At 58.8% G+C, this 18,609-nt stretch carries 12 protein-coding genes, 2 tRNA genes and 1 pseudogene; 2 read left to right on the top strand and 13 right to left on the bottom strand.

Annotation, left to right across the window (positions count from 1 at the left end):
- Positions 1–63 precede the first annotated feature (63 nt).
- The 7 genes and pseudogenes from BMOU_RS07790 to BMOU_RS07765 form a co-directional block, all read right to left on the bottom strand.
- On the bottom strand, positions 64–1,551 hold the full coding sequence (locus BMOU_RS07790) for an isopeptide-forming domain-containing fimbrial protein (protein ID WP_034876461.1): 1,488 nt from the start codon (positions 1,549–1,551) through the stop codon (positions 64–66).
- Positions 1,552–1,717: 166 nt separating this feature from the next.
- Positions 1,718–1,960: an LPXTG cell wall anchor domain-containing protein gene (locus BMOU_RS11240; RefSeq protein ID WP_152535091.1), complete on the bottom strand. Its 243-nt coding sequence runs from the start codon at positions 1,958–1,960 to the stop codon at positions 1,718–1,720.
- 49 nt (positions 1,961–2,009) lie between these two features.
- A pseudogene (locus BMOU_RS11835) lies at positions 2,010–2,372 on the bottom strand (hypothetical protein); the annotation flags it as partial.
- A gap of 1,312 nt (positions 2,373–3,684) precedes the next feature.
- The gene (locus BMOU_RS07780; RefSeq protein ID WP_034876458.1) at positions 3,685–5,349 is read right to left on the bottom strand and encodes a hypothetical protein; all 1,665 of its coding nucleotides are present in this window, start codon (positions 5,347–5,349) and stop codon (positions 3,685–3,687) included.
- Between the two features lie 1,013 nt (positions 5,350–6,362).
- A complete protein-coding gene (murA, locus tag BMOU_RS07775; RefSeq protein ID WP_034876456.1) occupies positions 6,363–7,688 on the bottom strand; it encodes a UDP-N-acetylglucosamine 1-carboxyvinyltransferase in 1,326 nt (441 codons plus the stop codon).
- A 127-nt stretch (positions 7,689–7,815) separates the two neighbouring features.
- Complete coding sequence (locus BMOU_RS07770; protein ID WP_034876454.1) at positions 7,816–8,928, bottom strand: beta/alpha barrel domain-containing protein; 1,113 nt, start codon at positions 8,926–8,928, stop codon at positions 7,816–7,818.
- A 155-nt stretch (positions 8,929–9,083) separates the two neighbouring features.
- Positions 9,084–10,340 (bottom strand): sensor histidine kinase, encoded by a 1,257-nt coding sequence (locus tag BMOU_RS07765; RefSeq protein ID WP_081738527.1) that lies wholly within the window; start codon positions 10,338–10,340, stop codon positions 9,084–9,086.
- A 154-nt stretch (positions 10,341–10,494) separates the two neighbouring features.
- Between BMOU_RS07765 and BMOU_RS07760 the strand changes: the two genes are divergently transcribed.
- Positions 10,495–11,436, top strand: a complete 942-nt coding sequence (locus BMOU_RS07760) for a response regulator (protein WP_034877422.1) — start codon at positions 10,495–10,497, stop codon at positions 11,434–11,436.
- 109 nt (positions 11,437–11,545) lie between these two features.
- Here the strand turns inward: BMOU_RS07760 and leuD are convergent, their stop codons facing one another.
- Positions 11,546–12,235, bottom strand: a complete 690-nt coding sequence (leuD, locus tag BMOU_RS07755) for a 3-isopropylmalate dehydratase small subunit (RefSeq protein ID WP_034876450.1) — start codon at positions 12,233–12,235, stop codon at positions 11,546–11,548.
- Positions 12,236–12,250: 15 nt separating this feature from the next.
- On the bottom strand, positions 12,251–13,654 hold the full coding sequence (gene leuC, locus BMOU_RS07750) for a 3-isopropylmalate dehydratase large subunit (RefSeq protein WP_034876448.1): 1,404 nt from the start codon (positions 13,652–13,654) through the stop codon (positions 12,251–12,253).
- 310 nt (positions 13,655–13,964) lie between these two features.
- Here leuC and BMOU_RS07745 point away from each other — a divergent pair, with 310 nt between their 5' ends.
- The gene (locus BMOU_RS07745; RefSeq protein ID WP_235143773.1) at positions 13,965–14,759 is read left to right on the top strand and encodes an IclR family transcriptional regulator; all 795 of its coding nucleotides are present in this window, start codon (positions 13,965–13,967) and stop codon (positions 14,757–14,759) included.
- Positions 14,760–14,792: 33 nt separating this feature from the next.
- On the opposite strand, the gene BMOU_RS07740 is transcribed toward BMOU_RS07745, so the two are convergent.
- The 4 genes from BMOU_RS07740 to gltX form a co-directional block, all read right to left on the bottom strand.
- Entirely contained in the window at positions 14,793–16,382 is a 1,590-nt protein-coding gene (locus BMOU_RS07740; protein ID WP_034876444.1) for a metallophosphoesterase, read from the bottom strand.
- Between the two features lie 115 nt (positions 16,383–16,497).
- Positions 16,498–16,572: transfer RNA gene (locus tag BMOU_RS07735), tRNA-Gln, on the bottom strand.
- Between the two features lie 39 nt (positions 16,573–16,611).
- Positions 16,612–16,684, bottom strand: a tRNA-Glu gene (locus BMOU_RS07730).
- Between the two features lie 267 nt (positions 16,685–16,951).
- Positions 16,952–18,472: a glutamate--tRNA ligase gene (gene gltX, locus BMOU_RS07725; RefSeq protein WP_034876442.1), complete on the bottom strand. Its 1,521-nt coding sequence runs from the start codon at positions 18,470–18,472 to the stop codon at positions 16,952–16,954.
- Positions 18,473–18,609 lie beyond the last annotated feature (137 nt).

The raw sequence follows: 18,609 nt of genomic DNA, 5'->3' as shown, positions 1-18,609 counted from the left end.
CCCCCGTCAGGGGTCCGGTCCCTCGACCCACCTCATCCCAATCGCTGGGGATCACCTGCTATTTCAGCGGGCGTTCCTCTTCCTGAGCGCGAAGTACACGCCGGCCGCGATCACCAGGGCGGCACCGGCCACGTACAGCACGATGGTGCCCATGCCACCGGTCTCCGGCAGGGTGGAACCCGGCTTGTTGACGACGTTGGAGGTCAGGGAGCCGGCCGCCTTGTCAGCGGCCATGGTGAACTCGGCGGAACCGGACTTCTTATCACCGGACAGGCTGGTCAGCACGCTGGTGCGGCCCGTGCCGTCCCATTCGATCGAATGCTCGGCGTTCACGGTGAAGGTGATGTCGTCGATCTTGTTATAGCCGTCCGGATTCTTGGTCTCAGACAGGACGTAGTCGCCGTCATCCAGACCATTGAAGGTGAAGGTGGTGCCTTCATCGTTCTTCACGACGGCCACGGTCTTGGTGGAGCCGTCGGCAAACTTCTTGCTCAGGGTGAACTCGGCGCCCTTCAGCGGCTGGTTCTTGTCGTCGACCTTGTTGATGACGGTCTTGTAGGTGAACACGATGACGTTGTCCCACGGGGTCTCACCGGTCGGACCGGTTTCGCCGCCCTGCTCAGCGTTCGGATTGTTGGAATACTGCAGCTTGGCCTTGTTCACGTTGCCCTGCTCGCCGATCTTGGCGCTCTCGTTCAGCGTGGAGGTGTACTCGACGCTGATCTTGGAACCGGCCTTGACGGCATCGATGGTCTTGAGGTCAGCGAACTTCACCTCGAAGGTGCAGCCGTCGGTCAGGCCTTCGGTCACGACCGTATAGCCGCTGTCGATCACGGTACCGTCGACAGACACCTTGACGGAGTCCTTGTTGAAGGTCAGACCCTTCTCCTCGACATCATGGAAGGCGAAGTAGTAGGTCTTGTAGCTGTCGTAGTTGGAGGCCACGGTACCTTCGAGCTTGAACGGGACGGCATCGCCCATGTCGTAGTCGGCGGAATCCTGCCAGTCGGAAGTATCACCGGTGGTGTCGTTGGTGTCCTTGATCTTCTTCTCGAAGGACGGGACGCCGGACTTCGGGGTGGCGGTGACGTCCTGGTCCACGACCTTCACGATGTAGGTGGTGTACGAATCAAGCTTCGTGCCATCTGTCGGCTCCTGGTCCTTGACCAGGTAGTAGCCGGCCGGAACGGGTGCCGCGGTGCCGCCGGCGACGGTCGTGAACGCGTCGCCGGTAAGGTCCGCGTAACCCTTCAGGGCGTCGGCCTTCGCCTGGTCCGTGCCCGTGACGGCGGAGACTGCAGTCAGAGTGGCATCATCGACGGCCGTCCCGGCGGTGCCGGTGCCGTTCTTGCCCCACTTGACGTCGGTCAGCTTGTCGCCGGACGGGGTGCCGGTGAAGATCTGATAGATCTCATAGGTGTGTCCGGTGCCGTTGACCGTCAGATTATAGGTGGTTTCATCCGCGAACGCAGTGCCTGCGCCCATGAAACCGGCGACTGCCATGGCGACGGTGGCGAGCACCGCAACCAGAGCGTTGATTGCCTTCTTCATAATTAATCCCTTATCTACTTGGATAAACTTTGTCTTTCCGAATGGCCGCAGGGGCTGGCTCGCCCCGCGGCCGAAACCTTGATGCGAATTCGTTGATGCCTGGAGGTCCGCATGCCTTCAGGCGGGCTCTGTCAGGGTGTGCCCTTCCACAGCCTTACTAGTCGCTTCACTTTTGGGAAACCTTGCTACGTTTGGCGTTCTTGAGGGATTCGGCCAGCCCGAAGCTCGCCACCATCACTGTCAGCAGACCGCCGCCAATGAACCACCCGTCGCCCGTTCCGCCGGTTGATGGCAGCTCGACCGCAGTGGATTTTTTTGTTGGTGAAGTAGTCGTTATAGATACCAGTGATTTCGTATGTTGACTCGAAATCCTTAGGCTTCTTGACCGGCCATTTCGAGGTATCGTCATCCACTATCATGAAGTAGTACGGCTGATCGGTCTTCTCATAGCCTGAATGCGCCTCCACTTCAACCAACTTGTAGGCAACATTGCTGTTTATGCTTGCCGTATTCCCGGAGCAGGAATCTTCACTGCCTTCGCTTTGGCTTGCCTTAGCGGAAATGAGTAGCATTCCGTCTTTGTCCGTTTCCAGATATTGGTTTTCCCCATCGTCAGTCGTCGGACAAGCCGATTCATAATCGCCCTGACCATTATTGGCTTCCGGATTCCATGCATAGAGCGCGAACTTCACTCCGGAGAGCGTAATGCTGTAATCCTTCTCATCGACCTTATGGAAGCGCAACAGATTGTGTGTGGCACCTGCGCTAGTGTCATTAACGGCAACCTTTACGGAGGTCCCGGAGGACGAAACGCCTTCCATGGAAGCCTTGTTGGCAATGGTGTTTCCATTATGATTACCGAGTTTGCCGGCATAACGGTAGTTGTAGGTTACGACCAGCGGCGTTGCATCAGGAAGGGTGAACGTCAGTGTGTTCGTACGCTGCGTATCGCCGGAGTGTTCGTATTGATATGAATACTCTTCAAGCGGCACTTCCTCACCGATGCACTGGGAGTCCTTGCATGCGGTACCGTCATCGTTCTTCTTGTTCTTGTCGTACCGGTACACCTTCACGTCACGCAGGGAAACGGATAAATTGTTATCCGAATTATGCGTGTACGTCATGGTGTCTACCAAGGTGACCGTTTCCGACGACGGGTCCAAATCCTTCCCATACGGATTGACAACAACGGCGTATGGAATCACATTGCTCTCAATCTGTCCGTATGACTTACGGACGGCGTTCCAATCGTCATTCTTGGTGATGGTCTGAGTCTGGGTCGCGTCGGTACCCTTCTTGCTGCTTCCATCGTTCAGATTGACCGTGTTCTTGAACACCTGAGCATTCTTCCAGCTCTTGGTCAGATCCAACTTGGTTGAATCAAAACCGGCACGAACGGTCAGGCTGAAGGACAGGTTACCTTTGTTATACACGTACGTGTTCAAAGCTTTCAGCACTTCTTTAGACACTACGATGGAAAGCTGATTCCCATTACGCGAAACCTTGAAACTCAACGGAATGTCAGAATAGTAGATACCATTTTCCCAGAAATTGGGGTTCCATTGATACGTGGTGGTACTCGTCTGACCATCGTCAGGTATCGAAAGCGGAAATGCATCACCGATAGGCTGGTCATACAGATTTTTCATTTGCAGCAGCAATCCCGCATTATCGGTATTCGCGCCGTTGAGCAGACTGACATTCTCAGGCAACGTTTCCGTAATGGTCAGATCACTGGTGTAGTCATTCACAGAAGAGAAGTTCGCCTGCTGGACCTTGATGTTCCATTCCATATATGGGTCGTTGCAGACAGTATCCCCGATGTCGGTTGTCGTTTGCTGACCTGCCTGGCACTTCAGTTCATGGTAGGCATGTTCGGTACTGCTCTTGGAAGAGTCCAGGGCATCGGTCTTGGTGATGGACCAGTTTGGCTGCTTCGGAGTGTACGTTACTTGCGCAGTCTTCGTGGGGGAATCGTTAACCTGACCCTTGTTGTCATAATAATACTGGTTGCTAGTGCCGGTGACGATACCCGTGGTTTGGTAACTGAATACAATGCTCTTTTCAAGCTTTTCAGCCGATGTGACCGTAAAGCCGGTCACATACTCGCCGTCTGCCACCTTACCATTCTGGTCAGTGTTTTTTTTCAGTGATGGAACTCGTGGTGAATGTAATAGTCGGCGACTGCAAACCAGCCTTCGAAAATGCATCCTCGATGGCCTTCTTGACGGCAGTCTGCTGTTCAGCAGTCATATACTGCGTGAAATACTCCTTACTAGAGAACGTGTCGGTATACGTCCAGTTCGCAGGGATGGATGTCATCCCGGTGGGAGGAGCAATTGTTACGGTCCAGCTGTTATTCGTCCGGTTAGTGGATCCTTCCGCCAAAGTCGATGCATTACCTGCCTTAGTAACAGGATCGTAGGAAACGCTGATATCGCCGGAGTTCTTGTTCGTTTTTCCGTTGGTGGTGTTCGGGGGGACCAAGGTGGCCTTGTTCTTGACAGTCAGACTCCCCGTAGGGACAGTCGTGAAATAGGTAATGGTATAGGACTGCGCGCTTCCCTCGGGGAAGGTGTAAGGGAAACCTGTAATCTTCGTACTGCTACCCGTACCATCATTGGTAAGTGTGATGTCCTGGATGGTGACACCACCGGTTGGGATATCTTTAAGCGTCCAACCATCAAGCGAACCGGCAGTACTCACTTTCACCGTCCACTTGATACGACCATCAGCCTGCAATTCCCCGCTCTTTGAGGGATTGGGAGTCCTGTCCCAGGTGACCGTCTGCTCGGGTTCTTGATGAAGCTTGTTTCCTTCTTTGTCGGTCGTATCGACGGACGCCTTATTCTTACCTGTTGTATAACCGTCTGTAAGGCTGGGCGCCTTGCCCGTGTATGTCACCGTATACGTATCGCCCGCACCGAGCGCCGGGCAACTGATAGTGAAGGATGTCGCTCCGTCAACAGGAGCAGAACCGCATTGGGCCGTCACGTCGTTATTGTTCTTGTCGGTCACCTTGAAACCGTTGGCGGCCACGAAAGCGTTGCCGGTCATGGTATCGGTAATCGTCACCTTGTCGTCAGGATTCGTGCCCTTCTCGCTGCCAACCACAATCTTCCACTGCACGGTGCCATCGGTGTTGTTGGAAGAGACGACGCTCTTATTGGCCCACAAATCACCGGACTGGTTAAGATGAATGGTGATCTCGCTATCATCACCAAACTTCCAGCTGGAACCATCGCCATTCGTAAGACCCTGCACCGTGGAATTGAACTTCATGAAGCCATTGGTAATTGGAGCGCTCGCATTATTCTTAACGGTGTCATCGTTAAACGTCAGGGTAATGAGGCCACTCTTAGTAATGGTGTAGGTACCCATGGAAGTTCCATTGTTATCAATGGAGCCGCTAATGGTGTCACTACCTTCAGAGAAACCACTGATCTCAATGTCGCTGGGAACTTGGTACGTCAGAGGATTCTGCTTGGAAAGCGTTCCCGCGGGAAGTTCAAAACCCAACGCAAACTGCAACTGCAGGTTCTCGTCGCTCGGATCAAGTTTATCCGTAGCCGTCACTTCTTTCCAGTCTTCGTCATTGCCGGAACGTTGGGACAACTTTGCAGACGTCACGTACTGATACAAGGTTCCGCTAGCGGTTGCAGTATCCGCCCATGCAATCTGACGGGACGCCACACCGCTGACAATCACCATGGCGAGAAGGGTGGCGACGGCGACGAAGGCGGCTACCAACTTGCGCCAAGCCGCGCTACGCAAGGTCATGTTCGAATTGCCCTTCATGAAAGCCCCTATACACCTAAAGTCCTCTGAATCTTGGTCTGTCTTTCGACTTTAGTTAGGAATCGAGGTGTTCCCTCCCCCCTCAGCAATTCTTGTAGGCCCCGCCAAGATGGGAGTCCATTGAAATCACACCGAAAAAAATATCCCCCGTCGCAAGGGTATGGCCTGTCTGGGAATCCGATGGATGAACGCCCTTCACACGCATGACCGTGGCAACTCCGCCACTGCAGCAATGTTTAGAATAACACCCTATTTCATGGATTGCAATGAAAATCACCGGTGTTTTCAGAGAAATGGAAATGAGCCCCGACTGTCGATGATCCCATTCCACCAAGCGGCGAGCCGGTCCAAGCGGAGTGAAAAGCGAACACGGGTATATGTGCGCTCTTGGGTGCCCTATATGGAAAGCGGCATGTCAGAGATCACAGGTATAAGGTCGGTTCCCGCCAATGGGAGCTTCGCGGTCCGATTATCGCAAGGTCGGCATTGCTCCAAGTCGGCTCTTCATTAACGTGAGCCGCAGCGAGGCGTGACAATAGCGATTGCCCCGACATTCGTCGGACTATGCCGCGCACGATCCAGCGGAAAGGGATGATTCTTTAATCGTGCGCGATGGACCCGCGTCACCACGGAATCCAGCATGACCACCAGATCTTGGAAATGGCCATTTTCCAACGATTCAGATTCCTCAGATCCTCAATCGGCAGTCATGGAAGGCGCCGGTGAAAACACAATCCGTCCAAAAACACCAGAATCGAAATCGTGCACGCCAAAACGCAAATACGACCCGCTGCCGCAACCACTCCAATCCCGTATGCAGGTGACGGGTTCCGACATCGCGCCGCGGACCGTCACAAAAGCCCATCGGGCCCAAAACAAGGCGAGCATGCCACATCCAGCATGACCACAAAGACGGCACCCCCAAGGGAAAAAGATACCAAAAAAGGCCGGCGTCCCAAGGAAACCGGCCTTTGCGTAATCTTTGAAGAAGGAATCTACGGAACCAACGCAGGTTAGTCGAAATCGGCGCCCAGGGCTTCCAGCTTGCCGCGGAAGTCGGCGTAGCCACGGTCAATCAGCGAGATGCCCTGCACGTTGGAGGGGCCCTGAGCGGCCAGTGCCGCAATCAGATGGCTGAAGCCGCCACGCAGATCCGGCACGTCGATGTCACGGCCGGTCAGCGGGGTCGGTCCGAAAATCACCGCGGAATGCTTGTAGTTGCGCTGCTGGAAACGGCACGGCAGGGAGCCGAGGCATTCACGGTACAGCTGAATCGTGGCACCCATCTGCACAAGCGGTTTGGTGAAGCCGAAACGATTCTCATACACGGTCTCGTGCACGATACTCAGGCCTTTCGCCTGGGTGAGCGCCACGACCAGCGGCTGCTGCCAGTCGGTCATGAAGCCCGGGTGCACGTCGGTCTCGATGGCGACCGGCTTCAGATCCCCACCCGGGTGCCAGAATCGGATGCCCCTGTCGGTAATGTCGAACTCGCCGCCAATCTTACGGAACACGTTCAGGAACGTCATCATCTCCGGCTGGGTGGCACCCTTGACAAAAATGTCGCCATGCGTGGCCAGCGCGGCCGACGCCCAGGAGGCGGCCTCGATGCGGTCGGTCAGTGCGGTATGCGTATAGCCCTTGAGCTCCTTGACGCCTTCGATGCGGAAGGTGCGGTCGACGTCAACGGAAATGATGGCGCCCATCTTCTGCAGTACGCACACCAGATCCATGATCTCAGGTTCGGTGGCGGCACCGGAAAGTTCAGTCTTGCCTTCGGCGAGCACGGCGGCGAGCAGGGTCTGTTCGGTCGCGCCCACGGACGGGTACGGCAGGTGAATCTTCGCACCATGCAGACCATCCGGAGCGGTGATGTGAATGCCGTCCTTATGCTCCTTGTCCACGTTCGCGCCCAGCTTGCGCAGGGTCTCCAGATGGAAGTCGATCGGGCGGCCGCCGATGTTGCATCCGCCGAGCGCCGGAATGAACGCCTCGCCCAAACGGTGCAGCAGCGGGCCGGAGAACAGGATCGGAATGCGGGAGGACCCGGAAAGGGTGTCCACGTCGGCCACGTCGGCGAGCTGCACGTTGGTGGCATCGATGGTCACGATGCCCTTGGCGCCGTCCACGTCCACATCCACACCATGCAGGCGCAGCAGGTCGGAAACCACATGCACGTCGCGGATTTCCGGCACGTTCTTCAATACGGACTTGCCCGGGGCGAGCAGTGCGGCCACCATGGCCTTGCTCACGAAGTTCTTCGCGCCGCGCACCTTGATGGTGCCATTCAGCGGCTTGCCACCTTCGACGTGCAGAATGTCGTCCTTGTTCTCAGACACGTTCTACCTCTTTCGTTTCCCTTGATCTCCAAACTTGAAACACACTATCCCTCAGTTTGCCATATAGGTTGTAGCAAGGTCGTGAAATCACGCGTTCGGCGCAGGGTCTCCCCGTTTTGTTCGGTTTTCAGATGGTGCTTTTGATGTCCCGTGCCAGATTCGCGTTCCACATGGCACCGGTCGCGCTCATTACGGCATTCGCGCCGGTCTCACGGTATGCCCGGTAGTCTTCAGGGCGGATCACACCGCCCACGCCCACGATGGCGAAGTCGAGACCCAGCTTCTCGCGGATCGCGTTCAGACGGCCCACCATGTCGAGACCGGCTCCGCGGATGGCGTTGCCGCACACGCCGGAACGGTCGCGGCCGGCTCCCGGCAGCGCCTGATCGCCATTGGCATCGACCAATTTCGCGGAAATCGTGTTGATGGTGGAGAAGCCCTGCACGGTACCGTGCGCGGCGGTCTCCTTCACCATGATCTCCAGATCGGCGTCATTCGGAATGTAGGCGAGTTTGACGATCAGCGGTCGGTCGCCGATCTCGTTCTTCACGGCCTCCGTAATGCGTCCGACCAGATGCGGGTCGTGGCACAGCAGGCGATTATGTCCTTCGTTCGGGCAGCTCGTGTTCATCTCCATCAATCCCGCGCCGGTCTCGCAGACGAGACGTGCGGTGGTGACGTGATCGGCGATGTAGCCGTCCTGATCCATGCCGTCCACACGCGAACCTTGGAAGCTCGGCACCAGCAGCTGGCCGTCGCCGGCGGCTTCGATCGCTTTCCTCATATCCGGCTGCCATTCATCCGGATCGCGTGAGGGAACGCCGAAACTGTTGGATATCGAAATCGGCAGTTCATAACGGGTGTCGGCAAGCACGCCCTCGTCAAGCTCGGCACTGCCGGGAATCAGCGATCCGTCGGCATTCCTCGGATGCACGGCGAGCACGTTCGGAAAGGCGTTGCAGCTCCACGCACGCGAGCGCACGGTTTTGTAGACGGCCAGGTCGAAGCCCATGCGGAAGGCGGCGGTCGTGAACTTCTCATTGAGCAGCGGGCCGGCGGGAATGCCGAACGGCAGGTTCACACGGAAGCCGAGGAAGTCCTCGCCCCCGGCGGGTTGCGCGGCGGGTGCGGAGTCCTCGGCATTCCTCAACGCCTCGGCGAACGCGCCGAACGGGCCCTGCAGATAGTTGTCTTCATACGTACGATTGACATCGTAAAACGGCGCGAATCCCTGGCTCATATCTCTCCCCGAATGCTCTCATTGCGCTGCAGAATCGTAAGTCCCACCTTACCGCGCGGGACGGCCCGCACCAGGTCGGGTCTCATTCGCACGCCATTGCGCTGACCTTTCGCCAATCACCCCTTCGCGGCCGGTTCCCGTCGGCGGGGGCGGAATCAGCCTTCCTTGGGAATGGAGATGACGATCCTGGTACCTTTGCCGGGCTGGCTCGATACGGACAGCGTGCCATGCGACATCAGCCGCAGCCGTTCGCGGACGTTTGCAAGGCCCACATGGCTGCGACCGTCACCCTCGGGTTTGCCGGCATCGCCCATCGCCTCGGAGGTGTCGCCGGCGAGCCGGCGCAGCGCCTCCCCATTCATGCCGACGCCGTTATCCGCCACTTCGATGCGCACCGTATCCTGCATTTGCCTTGTGGACAACGTAACCGTGCCGCCATCCGGCTTGCTGCCGATGCCATACTTGATCGCGTTCTCTATGATCGGCTGCACGGTCAGCGCCGGCAGACGGAAATCCACGGTGCGGATGTCGTACGCCACGGCGAGCTTGTCGCCGAAACGCATCCGTTCCAGTGATATGTATCGTTTGACATGCTGCAGTTCCGCCGAGAATGGTATCGGTTCGGTGCGTGCCACTGCGTTTGTGTTGTCGCGCATGTATGCCGAGAAGATGCCGAGCGCCTCTTTGGCCTTATTTACGTCCGTATCGCACATCGCCTGGATGGTGGCGAGCACATTGCACACGAAGTGGGGGTTGATCTGACTGACCATGATCTGCACGCGCGCGGTATGCTGCAGGGCCTTCAACTCCTTGTCGTTCGCGAATAGCTGCCCGAAATGGCCGCGTGACTTGTGCCAGGAGATGCATAGTCCCAGAATCGCGGCGACGACCAGATCGCAGGCGTTTGGCACGAGTGCACGATTCCGCTCGAACACCATTACCGCTATAAGAATGCCGAGGCCGATGGTATGTGCGATCAGATTGTCGGCCGGACGGCTGTCGAACAGCGAGCCGACGCCCAACAGCGCTATGCACGTCATGACGGCGATTGTGCCGGGTTCGACGATGAAATCGTAGTAGGCGGCCAACGCCACCAACGTAACGGAGAACACGGCCGTCTGCATGTAGGAACGGTAGAGCGTGTGTTTCGGGTCGAGCGGGCGTAGGTTCATCACCAGAATCACGACGACGACCATGAAGGCCACGATGAACGGCCATACGTTGATCCACGCACACCCCAGCATGATGAGGCGGCCCGCACACATCATCACGATGAACGGCAGGCAGAATTTGCAGCAGCGCCGAACCATGTCAAGGTTGTCTTGCGCGAGACGCCGGCTGTAACGGGGGTAGTCGGCATTGGGGTAGCCGAGCGTATACCAGTGCGTTATCATACGACGAACGACATTCATGCATCTGCTCCAAGCTCGTTGCGGGAGACTTCCGGCCACCTCCCCATGAAAGTATGGCGCAATCCCCCGTCATTGGGGATGCCGACGAAGCTGCGTTACGCATGTTCCGAGGATGTTTCGGGCCCATCACCCTTCCGTACGTTAGAGTGTGAGCATGTATGTGATTGCGGCGGACGACGAGTCCCTGATTCTCGGCAGCATGGTGAAACTGCTGCAAGCGGTGTTTCCCGACGCCCAGATCAGGGGATTCGGCACCGCCAAGGAGGTCGAATCGTTCGTGCGCAGGGCGGCCGCCTCTTCCGCGAACATCGCCTATGCGTTTCTCGACCTGCGATTGCGCGGCGAGAACGGCCTGCAACTTGCGAAGGCGATCAAAGACCTGAGCCCGCATACGAAAATCGTGTTCTCAACGGCTTACGCCAACTATTCCTTCGGATTGCGGGGCGACGGCGACACCGGCTTCATCATGAAACCGGCCACGGAAGACGATGTACGCAATTGCGTGGCCACGCTCGATGACGTGCTGCGCCGCGAACCGTCCTACCGCAGTGAGTTTCCGACCGATGCGTCGAATGGCAGGCGTGAACAGCTGATGATTCGCACGTTCGGCGATTTCGAGGTGTTCCATCACGGACGGCCGATGTCATGGGATTCCCGGAATGCCAAGGATTTGCTGGCATTGCTGATTCACGCGCGATCCAAACCGCTTACCAATGCGCAGATTGCGGACGCACTGTGGCCGATTGATGGCCGTTCCACGGCTGCCCGCGATGCGGACGCCATTCGAACGGACCGGCAATCAGGTTGCGTAAGCCGCCCGAAGCACGCGTTCGCGTCGTCACTGCGGGTTCGTGGACTCGTCAAGTCGCTGCGGCACACATTGCGGACGGTACACCCACAGGCCGGTGGGCTGATCCGGCATTCGCGCAACGCCACCAGTTTTTCGATGGAGCCGATTGATGGCTTGGCCGTACATTGCGACCTGTTCGACATGATGCATGGCAGCGCCTATGCCGTCAACACCTACTACGGCGAATATCTGCCCTCGTATCCGTGGGCCAGTTTCCCCACCGCCGATCTCGATCCGGACCGATAGTCATGCGGCTTTGCCGGAAACGAACCGATACTTGCGACCGCGCTCGACTCCGCCTCGCGCAGACAGGGTCCTGCCGGCAGTGCGGCGCACTGCCGGCAGGCCATCACGGCTAGATGATGCCGCGATCAGCCAACGGCCCCTGCCAATCGGGGTATTCGCCTTCGCGGGCGGATTCGATGGTCTGTTCCGGCTCACGCCTGACCGGTAGGGTCTTCGGCTTGAACGGGAACTTCTCGGCACGCATCTTCTCGTAGGCGAGAATGTCATCCTCGTGCTGCAGCGTCAGATCGATATCGTCATAGCCGTTCATCAGGCGCCAACGGGTGTAATCGTTCACCTCGAACGGCAGGGTCACATCGCCGCAGGTCACGGTACGGTCCTCCAGGCTCACGGTCATATCGCGCCCCGGCTCCTCATCGAGCAGCTTCCACAGCAGCTCGACGGATTCCTGCGGCATGATCGCGGCGAGCACGCCGTTCTTGGCGGTGTTGCCGTAGAAGATGTCGGCGAAACGGGATGAGATGACCACGCGGAAACCATAGTCGTGCAGCGCCCACACGGCATGTTCGCGGGAGGAGCCGATACCGAAATCAGGACCGGCGACCAGAATCTTGCCCTGCTTGTATTCCGGCTGGTTGAGCACGAATTCCGGGTCGCGGCGCCATGCATAGAAGAGCGCGTCGTCGAAACCGGTCTTCTTGACGCGCTTGAGGAATACGGCCGGAATGATCTGGTCGGTGTCGACGTTGGAGCGACGCAGCGGCACGGCCACGCCGGTGAGGGTGGTGAGTTTTTCCATATCTAAAGTCCTTGTCTACAGGTCGGCCGGGGAACAGATGGTGCCGCGAATCGCAGTGGCGGCGGCCACGGCCGGCGACGCCAGATGCGTGCGCGAGCCCTTGCCCTGGCGGCCTTCGAAGTTGCGGTTCGACGTGGAGATGGAACGCTCGCGGGCCACCATCTTGTCCGGGTTCATGCCCAGGCACATGGAGCAGCCGGCGTTACGCCATTCGGCACCGAAGTCCTTGAAAATCTTGTCAAGCCCTTCCTTCTCCGCCTGCAGACGCACACGGGAGGAGGCCGGCACCACAAGCACGCGATGGATGTTCTCGGCCTTGTGATGCCCCTTCATGATGGCGGCGGCCACGCGTAGATCCTCAAGGCGGCCGTTGGTGCAGGAACCGATGAACACGGTGTCGACGGCAATGTCTTTGATCGGCATGCCCGGCTTCAATCCCATGTATTCGATGGCGCGTTCGGCGGCGATGCGTTCGGTCTCGTCGTTGAAGGATTCCGGTTCCGGCACATTGCCGGAGATCCTGATGCCCTGGCCCGGATTGGTGCCCCACGTCACGTATGGCTCGAGGTCCTCGGCCTTGATCGTCACCTCCTTGTCGAACACGGCGTCGTCATCGGTCTTGAGCGTCTTCCAATATTCGACCGCCCTGTCCCACATCTCACCTTCCGGCGCATGCGGACGGCCCTTCAGATATTCGAACGTCACCTCGTCCGGCGCAATCATGCCTGCACGGGCACCCGCCTCGATAGACATGTTGCAGATCGTCATGCGGGCATCCATCGACAGCTTTCTGATCGCCTCGCCGCGGTATTCGATGACATGGCCCTGGCCGCCGCCGGTGCCGATCTTCGCGATGATCGCAAGAATGATGTCTTTGGCCGTGACACCCGCCGGCAGTTCGCCTTCGATATTGACGGCCATGGTCTTGAACGGCTTCAGGCTCAGCGTCTGCGTGGCCATGACGTGTTCGACCTCTGAGGTGCCGATGCCGAGCGCCATCGCACCGAACGCGCCATGCGTGGAGGTGTGCGAGTCGCCGCAGACGATGGTCATGCCCGGCTGCGTAAGGCCCAGCACCGGGGCGAAGGCATGCACCACGCCTTGATCCGCGTCGCCGAGCGGGCACAGGCGAACGCCGAATTCCTTGCAGTTCTTCTCCAGCGTGCTCAACTGCAGCGCGGAGGTCTCGTCCGGATTCGGGCGATCGATGTCGACCGTAGGCGTGTTGTGGTCCTCCGTGGCGATGAGCTGGTCGATATGACGCGGCTTACGGCCAGCCAGACGTAGACCTTCGAACGCCTGCGGACTGGTGACTTCGTGCATGAGCATCAGATCGATGTACAGCAGATCGGGAGCCCCATCGCTACCTTTGCGTACCAGATGATCGGCCCAGACTTTCTCGGCCAATGTCGTTCCCATACGGGACCTCCTCGAATTTTTCCTCATGATTTTCCGCGCGGTTATTGCCTTCACGCGCTGTTCGTGCTATAAGCCTATGGTTTCGAGTTGGGTTGTAGCCGCAGTATGCCGGTATATGAGATACCTGCCGGATAATCCGCTATCGCCCTGCGCGCAATCCGCACCATTGCAACGATTCTTCACTTGTCTGATTACTAACTGAGGATTAAAATATACCGCTTTACCTCAGCACGACATCACGTACGTTTTGCATTTCAATATGTGAGATGGCATAATCCGACTTATGACTTCTTCGAACACGCGCACCACCATGCCCGAATCGCAGCTGGATGACGCTGCGACCACGGCGGAGACCTCCTATCAGACCACTGCGGAAAGCAATGAAATCCATTCCGGCGTGGGCGTGCTCGACAAGACAGTGAAGATCCTCGATGCACTTGAGTCCGGTCCGGCCACGCTCGGCCAGCTTGTCGCGGCCACCGGTCTGGCCCGCCCGACCGCACACCGTCTTGCGATTGCGCTGGAACGCCATCGTTTCGTACTGCGCGACCAGCATGGCCGTTTTGTATTGGGATCACGATTCGCCGAGTTGGCCGCAGCCGCCGGTGAGGATCGACTGCTGACCGCCGCCGGACCGATTCTGCAGACCCTGCTGGACCGCACCGGCGAATCGGCGCAGATTTACCGCCGTCAGGGCGACCAGCGTGTGTGCATCGCGGCCGTGGAGCGCGCCTCCGGTCTGCGCGATTCGATTCCGGTCGGCGCCATGCTGTCGATGGAGGCCGGTTCCGCCGCGCAGATCCTGCTGGCCTGGGAGGACTCCGAGCGTCTGCATCAGGGATTGCGCCATGCCAAGTTCACCGCGGCCAAGCTGTCCGCCGTGCGTAAGCGTGGCTGGGCCGAATCCGTCAATGAACGCGATGAGGGTGTATGCTCCATCTCCGCGCCGATCCGCAATGCTTCCGGCCAGGTGATCGCCGCCATCTCCATTTCCGGCCCCAACGGGCGGATGGGCGCCAATCCGGGTCGTCGTTACGCGCCGCTGGTCATGGCCGCCGGCAAATACCTCACCGAAGCTCTGATCAAGGCCTCCGCCGGCCGGTGAACCGTACCGATCAATCCGCCCGAAAGCCAGCGGTCATTTCTTGAACCGCGAGATGAGCTTGCTCCACCATGTGGGGCGATGCAGCAGATCCATACCTTCGCTGTCGGGCTTGGATTCGCTCGTCATACCGTATGCATAGGCCTTGCCCGCGCTCGGCTTGCCTACCAGTTCGCCATACTCGAGCAGCTGCGTGCGCGGCTCATACGGGTGGCGAATGTCGAATTCGAACAGTCGTGCGGCGCGCTTTTCCGGCACCGGACCGTATGAGCCGAATCCGCTGGTCGGCGAAGCGATCATCATCAGGCCGTGGGCCGTTTCGGTCGTGGTCCTGTTCCCGTTCTCACGTTTGTTCTCGTTCTCATGCTCGGTCACGGAACCGGTCTCGGCCCCGGTTACGGATTCGCCTGTGGTTCGGGCGTAGGTTTGGATATCGGGAATCGCAACCGTGCCGACAAAGGCATTGCGATGGTCGTGGCCTGCGGAAATCGCAAAATAACCGCCGTCGCGCAGCACCGCATATTCACCGCTGTCGGCGTCGGGGCAGCTGATGCCCTCCCCCAAGTAACTGCCGGGCTGTGTCTTGTTCTCATCCAACACATAGTGGTTGCCGGCGAAGGTACGGTAACCCTCAATCGCACGCGCCGCATTGGCCACAACCGGCTTGAGCAGGTCATAATACTGAGGAATCGCAAAATGCTGGAATACCATGCACGGCAACGTTTCCCGCGGAAGCGACACCTCCCGTGGCATTGCGGTTCCCTGGGGCTCCGCGGCCAGCGTATGAGGCACATCGGCAAGGAACCGCAACGCGGCCGCGGATGGGCTTCCGTAGCCGCCCGAACGTGCGTAGTCACCCGAATCGACCAGTACCAGCCCCAGTACATTGCGTGTGCGATTGACATTCATCACGGGCAAGGCAAAAGTGCCCGGCTCGCACCCATACACACGTTGCCCCGGCAGGATCCCCGCACCCGCACCGGAACCGGCGGCCGCATCATCCCCCTGACGAGCCGAGCCGTAAGTCGGACGGCCCGATGTGCTGCCCGCAGGCGAAGACTGGTCATTCCCACCGGCGCCAGCCCCGGCGGAAGCAGGGTTAAGGCAGCCGGGAAACTCCTGGCATATCCGCTCGAGTTCGGCATTATCCAAACCACACTGAAAATCGTGATTCCCGAAAGTCACAGCCCACGGAATGCCACGTTCGGCAAGTGGATGCACCAACTGTTCGACAGTGGAACGGACCAGCGTATGCGTCTGCTCCACAGCCTCCTCGTATCGCTTGGAGGAGACCTGTGCGGCGGCGCCCTGCGCTTTGTTCCAGCGGCGTTTGCGCATGGTCTGCGAGTACGCGGAATCATAGCCGGCGATTTGGTTGCCGGTGAAGATGACGACGTCGGGCCGCGTGGCATCGAGCGACGCTTCAATCAGTTTGATGGTGTCTGCGCTGACTTTCGGACCATCCTGGATATCGGCGAACTGCAGCACACGGAACTTGCCGGACTGATGGAACTGCAGACGGCCGAGGCGCGCCGATATGGATAGCGGACGACCATCCCCCTCTTCCGCAGGTTGGATGCGCGGACGCGTGGACGCGGCTTTGGCGGCGTGCTGCAATTCAGTCATAATCCCTAGGGTAGTGCAATTATGCGCGCAATTGAACGCACAAAACGGCACTGACGAATTCCAAACGTCATCATGGGTTGAAAAACAAAAAACCCTCGCATCTGCGAGGGCTCATTGGCTGGGATGCCTGGACTCGAACCAAGAATGGCTGAACCAGAATCAGCTGTGTTGCCAATTACACCACATCCCAATTTGGCTGGCGTGGCAACTTCGAGAAGTTGTCCGTCGTACCCCCCGACCGGATTTGAACCGGTGTTGGCGCCGTGAGAGGGCGTAGTCCTAGACCGCTAGACGACGGGGGCTTGAGTTATCGCTGTGATTCTCGGCTAGGCCGCGAACCGCAACGAGTGATTAATATACGCGAGTTAGTGGGTGAGTGCAAGTCACGGCGTGTCGCGCCATTTTGCAAGGATTCCGATATCCTCGGCCAACCCCTGGCATCCAGCCGATCCGTACCCCCTCACCCATCGGAGCATTGCCGCGCACGATGGTCGGCGGATACGCGCCTTGATAGCCAAGCCCCTTTGCGCCCCATCCATCGGAGGGAGCACAAAGGAGCCGGCCGGGGCTCACAGATGCTCGCGCAAGCCCTGGAGGCGGGCAAGGCTGATTTCCCTGCCGACGATCTCCATGGACTCGAACAGCGGCGGGGACACGCGGCGGCCGGACATGGCCACGCGCACCGGGCCGAACGCCAGGCGCGGCTTGTAACCACCGTCCTCCACGAGCGCCTTGTTAAGGGTCTCATGCAGGAAGTCGGTCTTCCAATCGTCATCGGCAACGGCGGACAGCGCGGCGATGGCCGCATCGAGCACCGCCGGGGCGGAATCCTTGAGCTGCTTGCGGGCATCGGCATCCGGCTCGATGTAGCCTTCGATGGACAGCAGGGAGCCGACCATGCCGGCCACCTCGCCGAGCAGCCGCACGCGCGGCTGCACCAGTTCCGCGGAGGCGGAAAGGATCTCACGTTCGCGGTCGGTCAACGCGTCCCAGGAATCGGCGGATACGACGCCGTCACGATGCAGGTACGGTACGGCACGGTTCAGGAAGTCCTGCGGTTCAAGCATACGGATGTGCTCGGCGTTGATGGAGATGGCCTTGTCGATGTCGAAACGGGCCGGATTGGCCTTGACGTCACGCACGTCGAACTTCTCGATCATCTCGTCCATGGAGAACACGTCACGGTCCGGGGCGATGGACCAACCCAACAGCGCCAGATAGTTCAGCAGGCCCTCACGGATGAAGCCGTTGTCGCGGTGCAGGAACAGGTTGGATTCCGGATCGCGCTTGGAAAGCTTCTTGTTGCCCTGTCCCATCACATATGGCATGTGACCGAACAGCGGCATCTCCTTGGCGATGCCCAGCTCCATCAGGTAACGGTACAGCACGATCTGACGCGGGGTGGAGCTCAGCAGATCCTCGCCGCGCAGCACCACGTTGATGTTCATCATGGCATCGTCGACCGGATTGGTCAGCGTATACAGCGGATCGCCGTTCGGACGCACGATCACGTAATCCGGTACGGAACCGGCCTTGAATTCGATGCGGCCGCGGATCAGATCGTCGAAGGCGACATCATCGTCAGGCATGCGGATACGCAGAGCCGGCTTACGGCCCTCCGCACGGAAAGCGGCCTTCTGCTCTTCGGTGAGATCGCGGTCGTAACCGTCGTAGCCGAAGGCCTTCGGGCGGCCGGCAGCCACGTTACGGGCCTCAATCTCTTCCGGGGTGGAGAAGGATTCATAGGCATAGCCGGCCTCGAACAGCTTGGCCGCCACGTCCTTGTAGATCTGGGTGCGCTCGGACTGACGGTACGGACCGTCGGGGCCACCCACGTTGATGCCTTCATCCCAGTCGATGCCCAGCCAATTCAGGGCTTCGATGATCTGGTTGTAGCTCTCCTCGGAGTCGCGCTGGGCATCCGTATCTTCAATGCGGAACACGAACGTGCCCTTGGTGTGACGGGCCTCGGCCCAGTTGAACAGTGCGGTACGGACCATGCCGACGTGCGGGATGCCGGTCGGGGACGGGCAGAAACGCACACGGACATGCTCGGGAAGTTCCGGTTTGGTGTTTTCAGCTTCAGTCATAGGCTCCATTGTGCCGCGTTAACCGGACGTGTGCACGAGGGCGGAAATCGTCTTTTCCCTTGCCGCGCTTCAGCCCCCTAGCCATCCGGCCCTCACGAAAAATAAGCGGAGGAATGAAAAATCAGTAGCACGCTACC

It is taken from the genome of Bifidobacterium moukalabense DSM 27321 (assembly GCF_000522505.1).
In the GTDB taxonomy this organism is placed as follows: domain Bacteria; phylum Actinomycetota; class Actinomycetes; order Actinomycetales; family Bifidobacteriaceae; genus Bifidobacterium; species Bifidobacterium moukalabense.
This window is presented reverse-complemented; position numbering and strand designations above follow the sequence as displayed.

What these genes read in the sequence shown, in the direction of transcription:
- BMOU_RS07790 (WP_034876461.1), bottom strand. Translation starts at nt 1,551, where the DNA reads ATGAAGAAGGCAATCAACGCTCTGGTTGCGGTGCTCGCCACCGTCGCC.
- BMOU_RS11240 (WP_152535091.1), bottom strand. Translation starts at nt 1,960, where the DNA reads ATGACGATACCTCGAAATGGCCGGTCAAGAAGCCTAAGGATTTCGAGT.
- BMOU_RS07780 (WP_034876458.1), bottom strand. Translation starts at nt 5,349, where the DNA reads ATGAAGGGCAATTCGAACATGACCTTGCGTAGCGCGGCTTGGCGCAAG.
- BMOU_RS07770 (WP_034876454.1), bottom strand. Translation starts at nt 8,928, where the DNA reads ATGAGCCAGGGATTCGCGCCGTTTTACGATGTCAATCGTACGTATGAA.
- BMOU_RS07765 (WP_081738527.1), bottom strand. Translation starts at nt 10,340, where the DNA reads ATGAATGTCGTTCGTCGTATGATAACGCACTGGTATACGCTCGGCTAC.
- BMOU_RS07760 (WP_034877422.1), top strand. Translation starts at nt 10,495, where the DNA reads ATGTATGTGATTGCGGCGGACGACGAGTCCCTGATTCTCGGCAGCATG.
- leuD (WP_034876450.1), bottom strand. Translation starts at nt 12,235, where the DNA reads ATGGAAAAACTCACCACCCTCACCGGCGTGGCCGTGCCGCTGCGTCGC.
- leuC (WP_034876448.1), bottom strand. Translation starts at nt 13,654, where the DNA reads ATGGGAACGACATTGGCCGAGAAAGTCTGGGCCGATCATCTGGTACGC.
- BMOU_RS07745 (WP_235143773.1), top strand. Translation starts at nt 13,965, where the DNA reads ATGCCCGAATCGCAGCTGGATGACGCTGCGACCACGGCGGAGACCTCC.
- BMOU_RS07740 (WP_034876444.1), bottom strand. Translation starts at nt 16,382, where the DNA reads ATGACTGAATTGCAGCACGCCGCCAAAGCCGCGTCCACGCGTCCGCGC.
- gltX (WP_034876442.1), bottom strand. Translation starts at nt 18,472, where the DNA reads ATGACTGAAGCTGAAAACACCAAACCGGAACTTCCCGAGCATGTCCGT.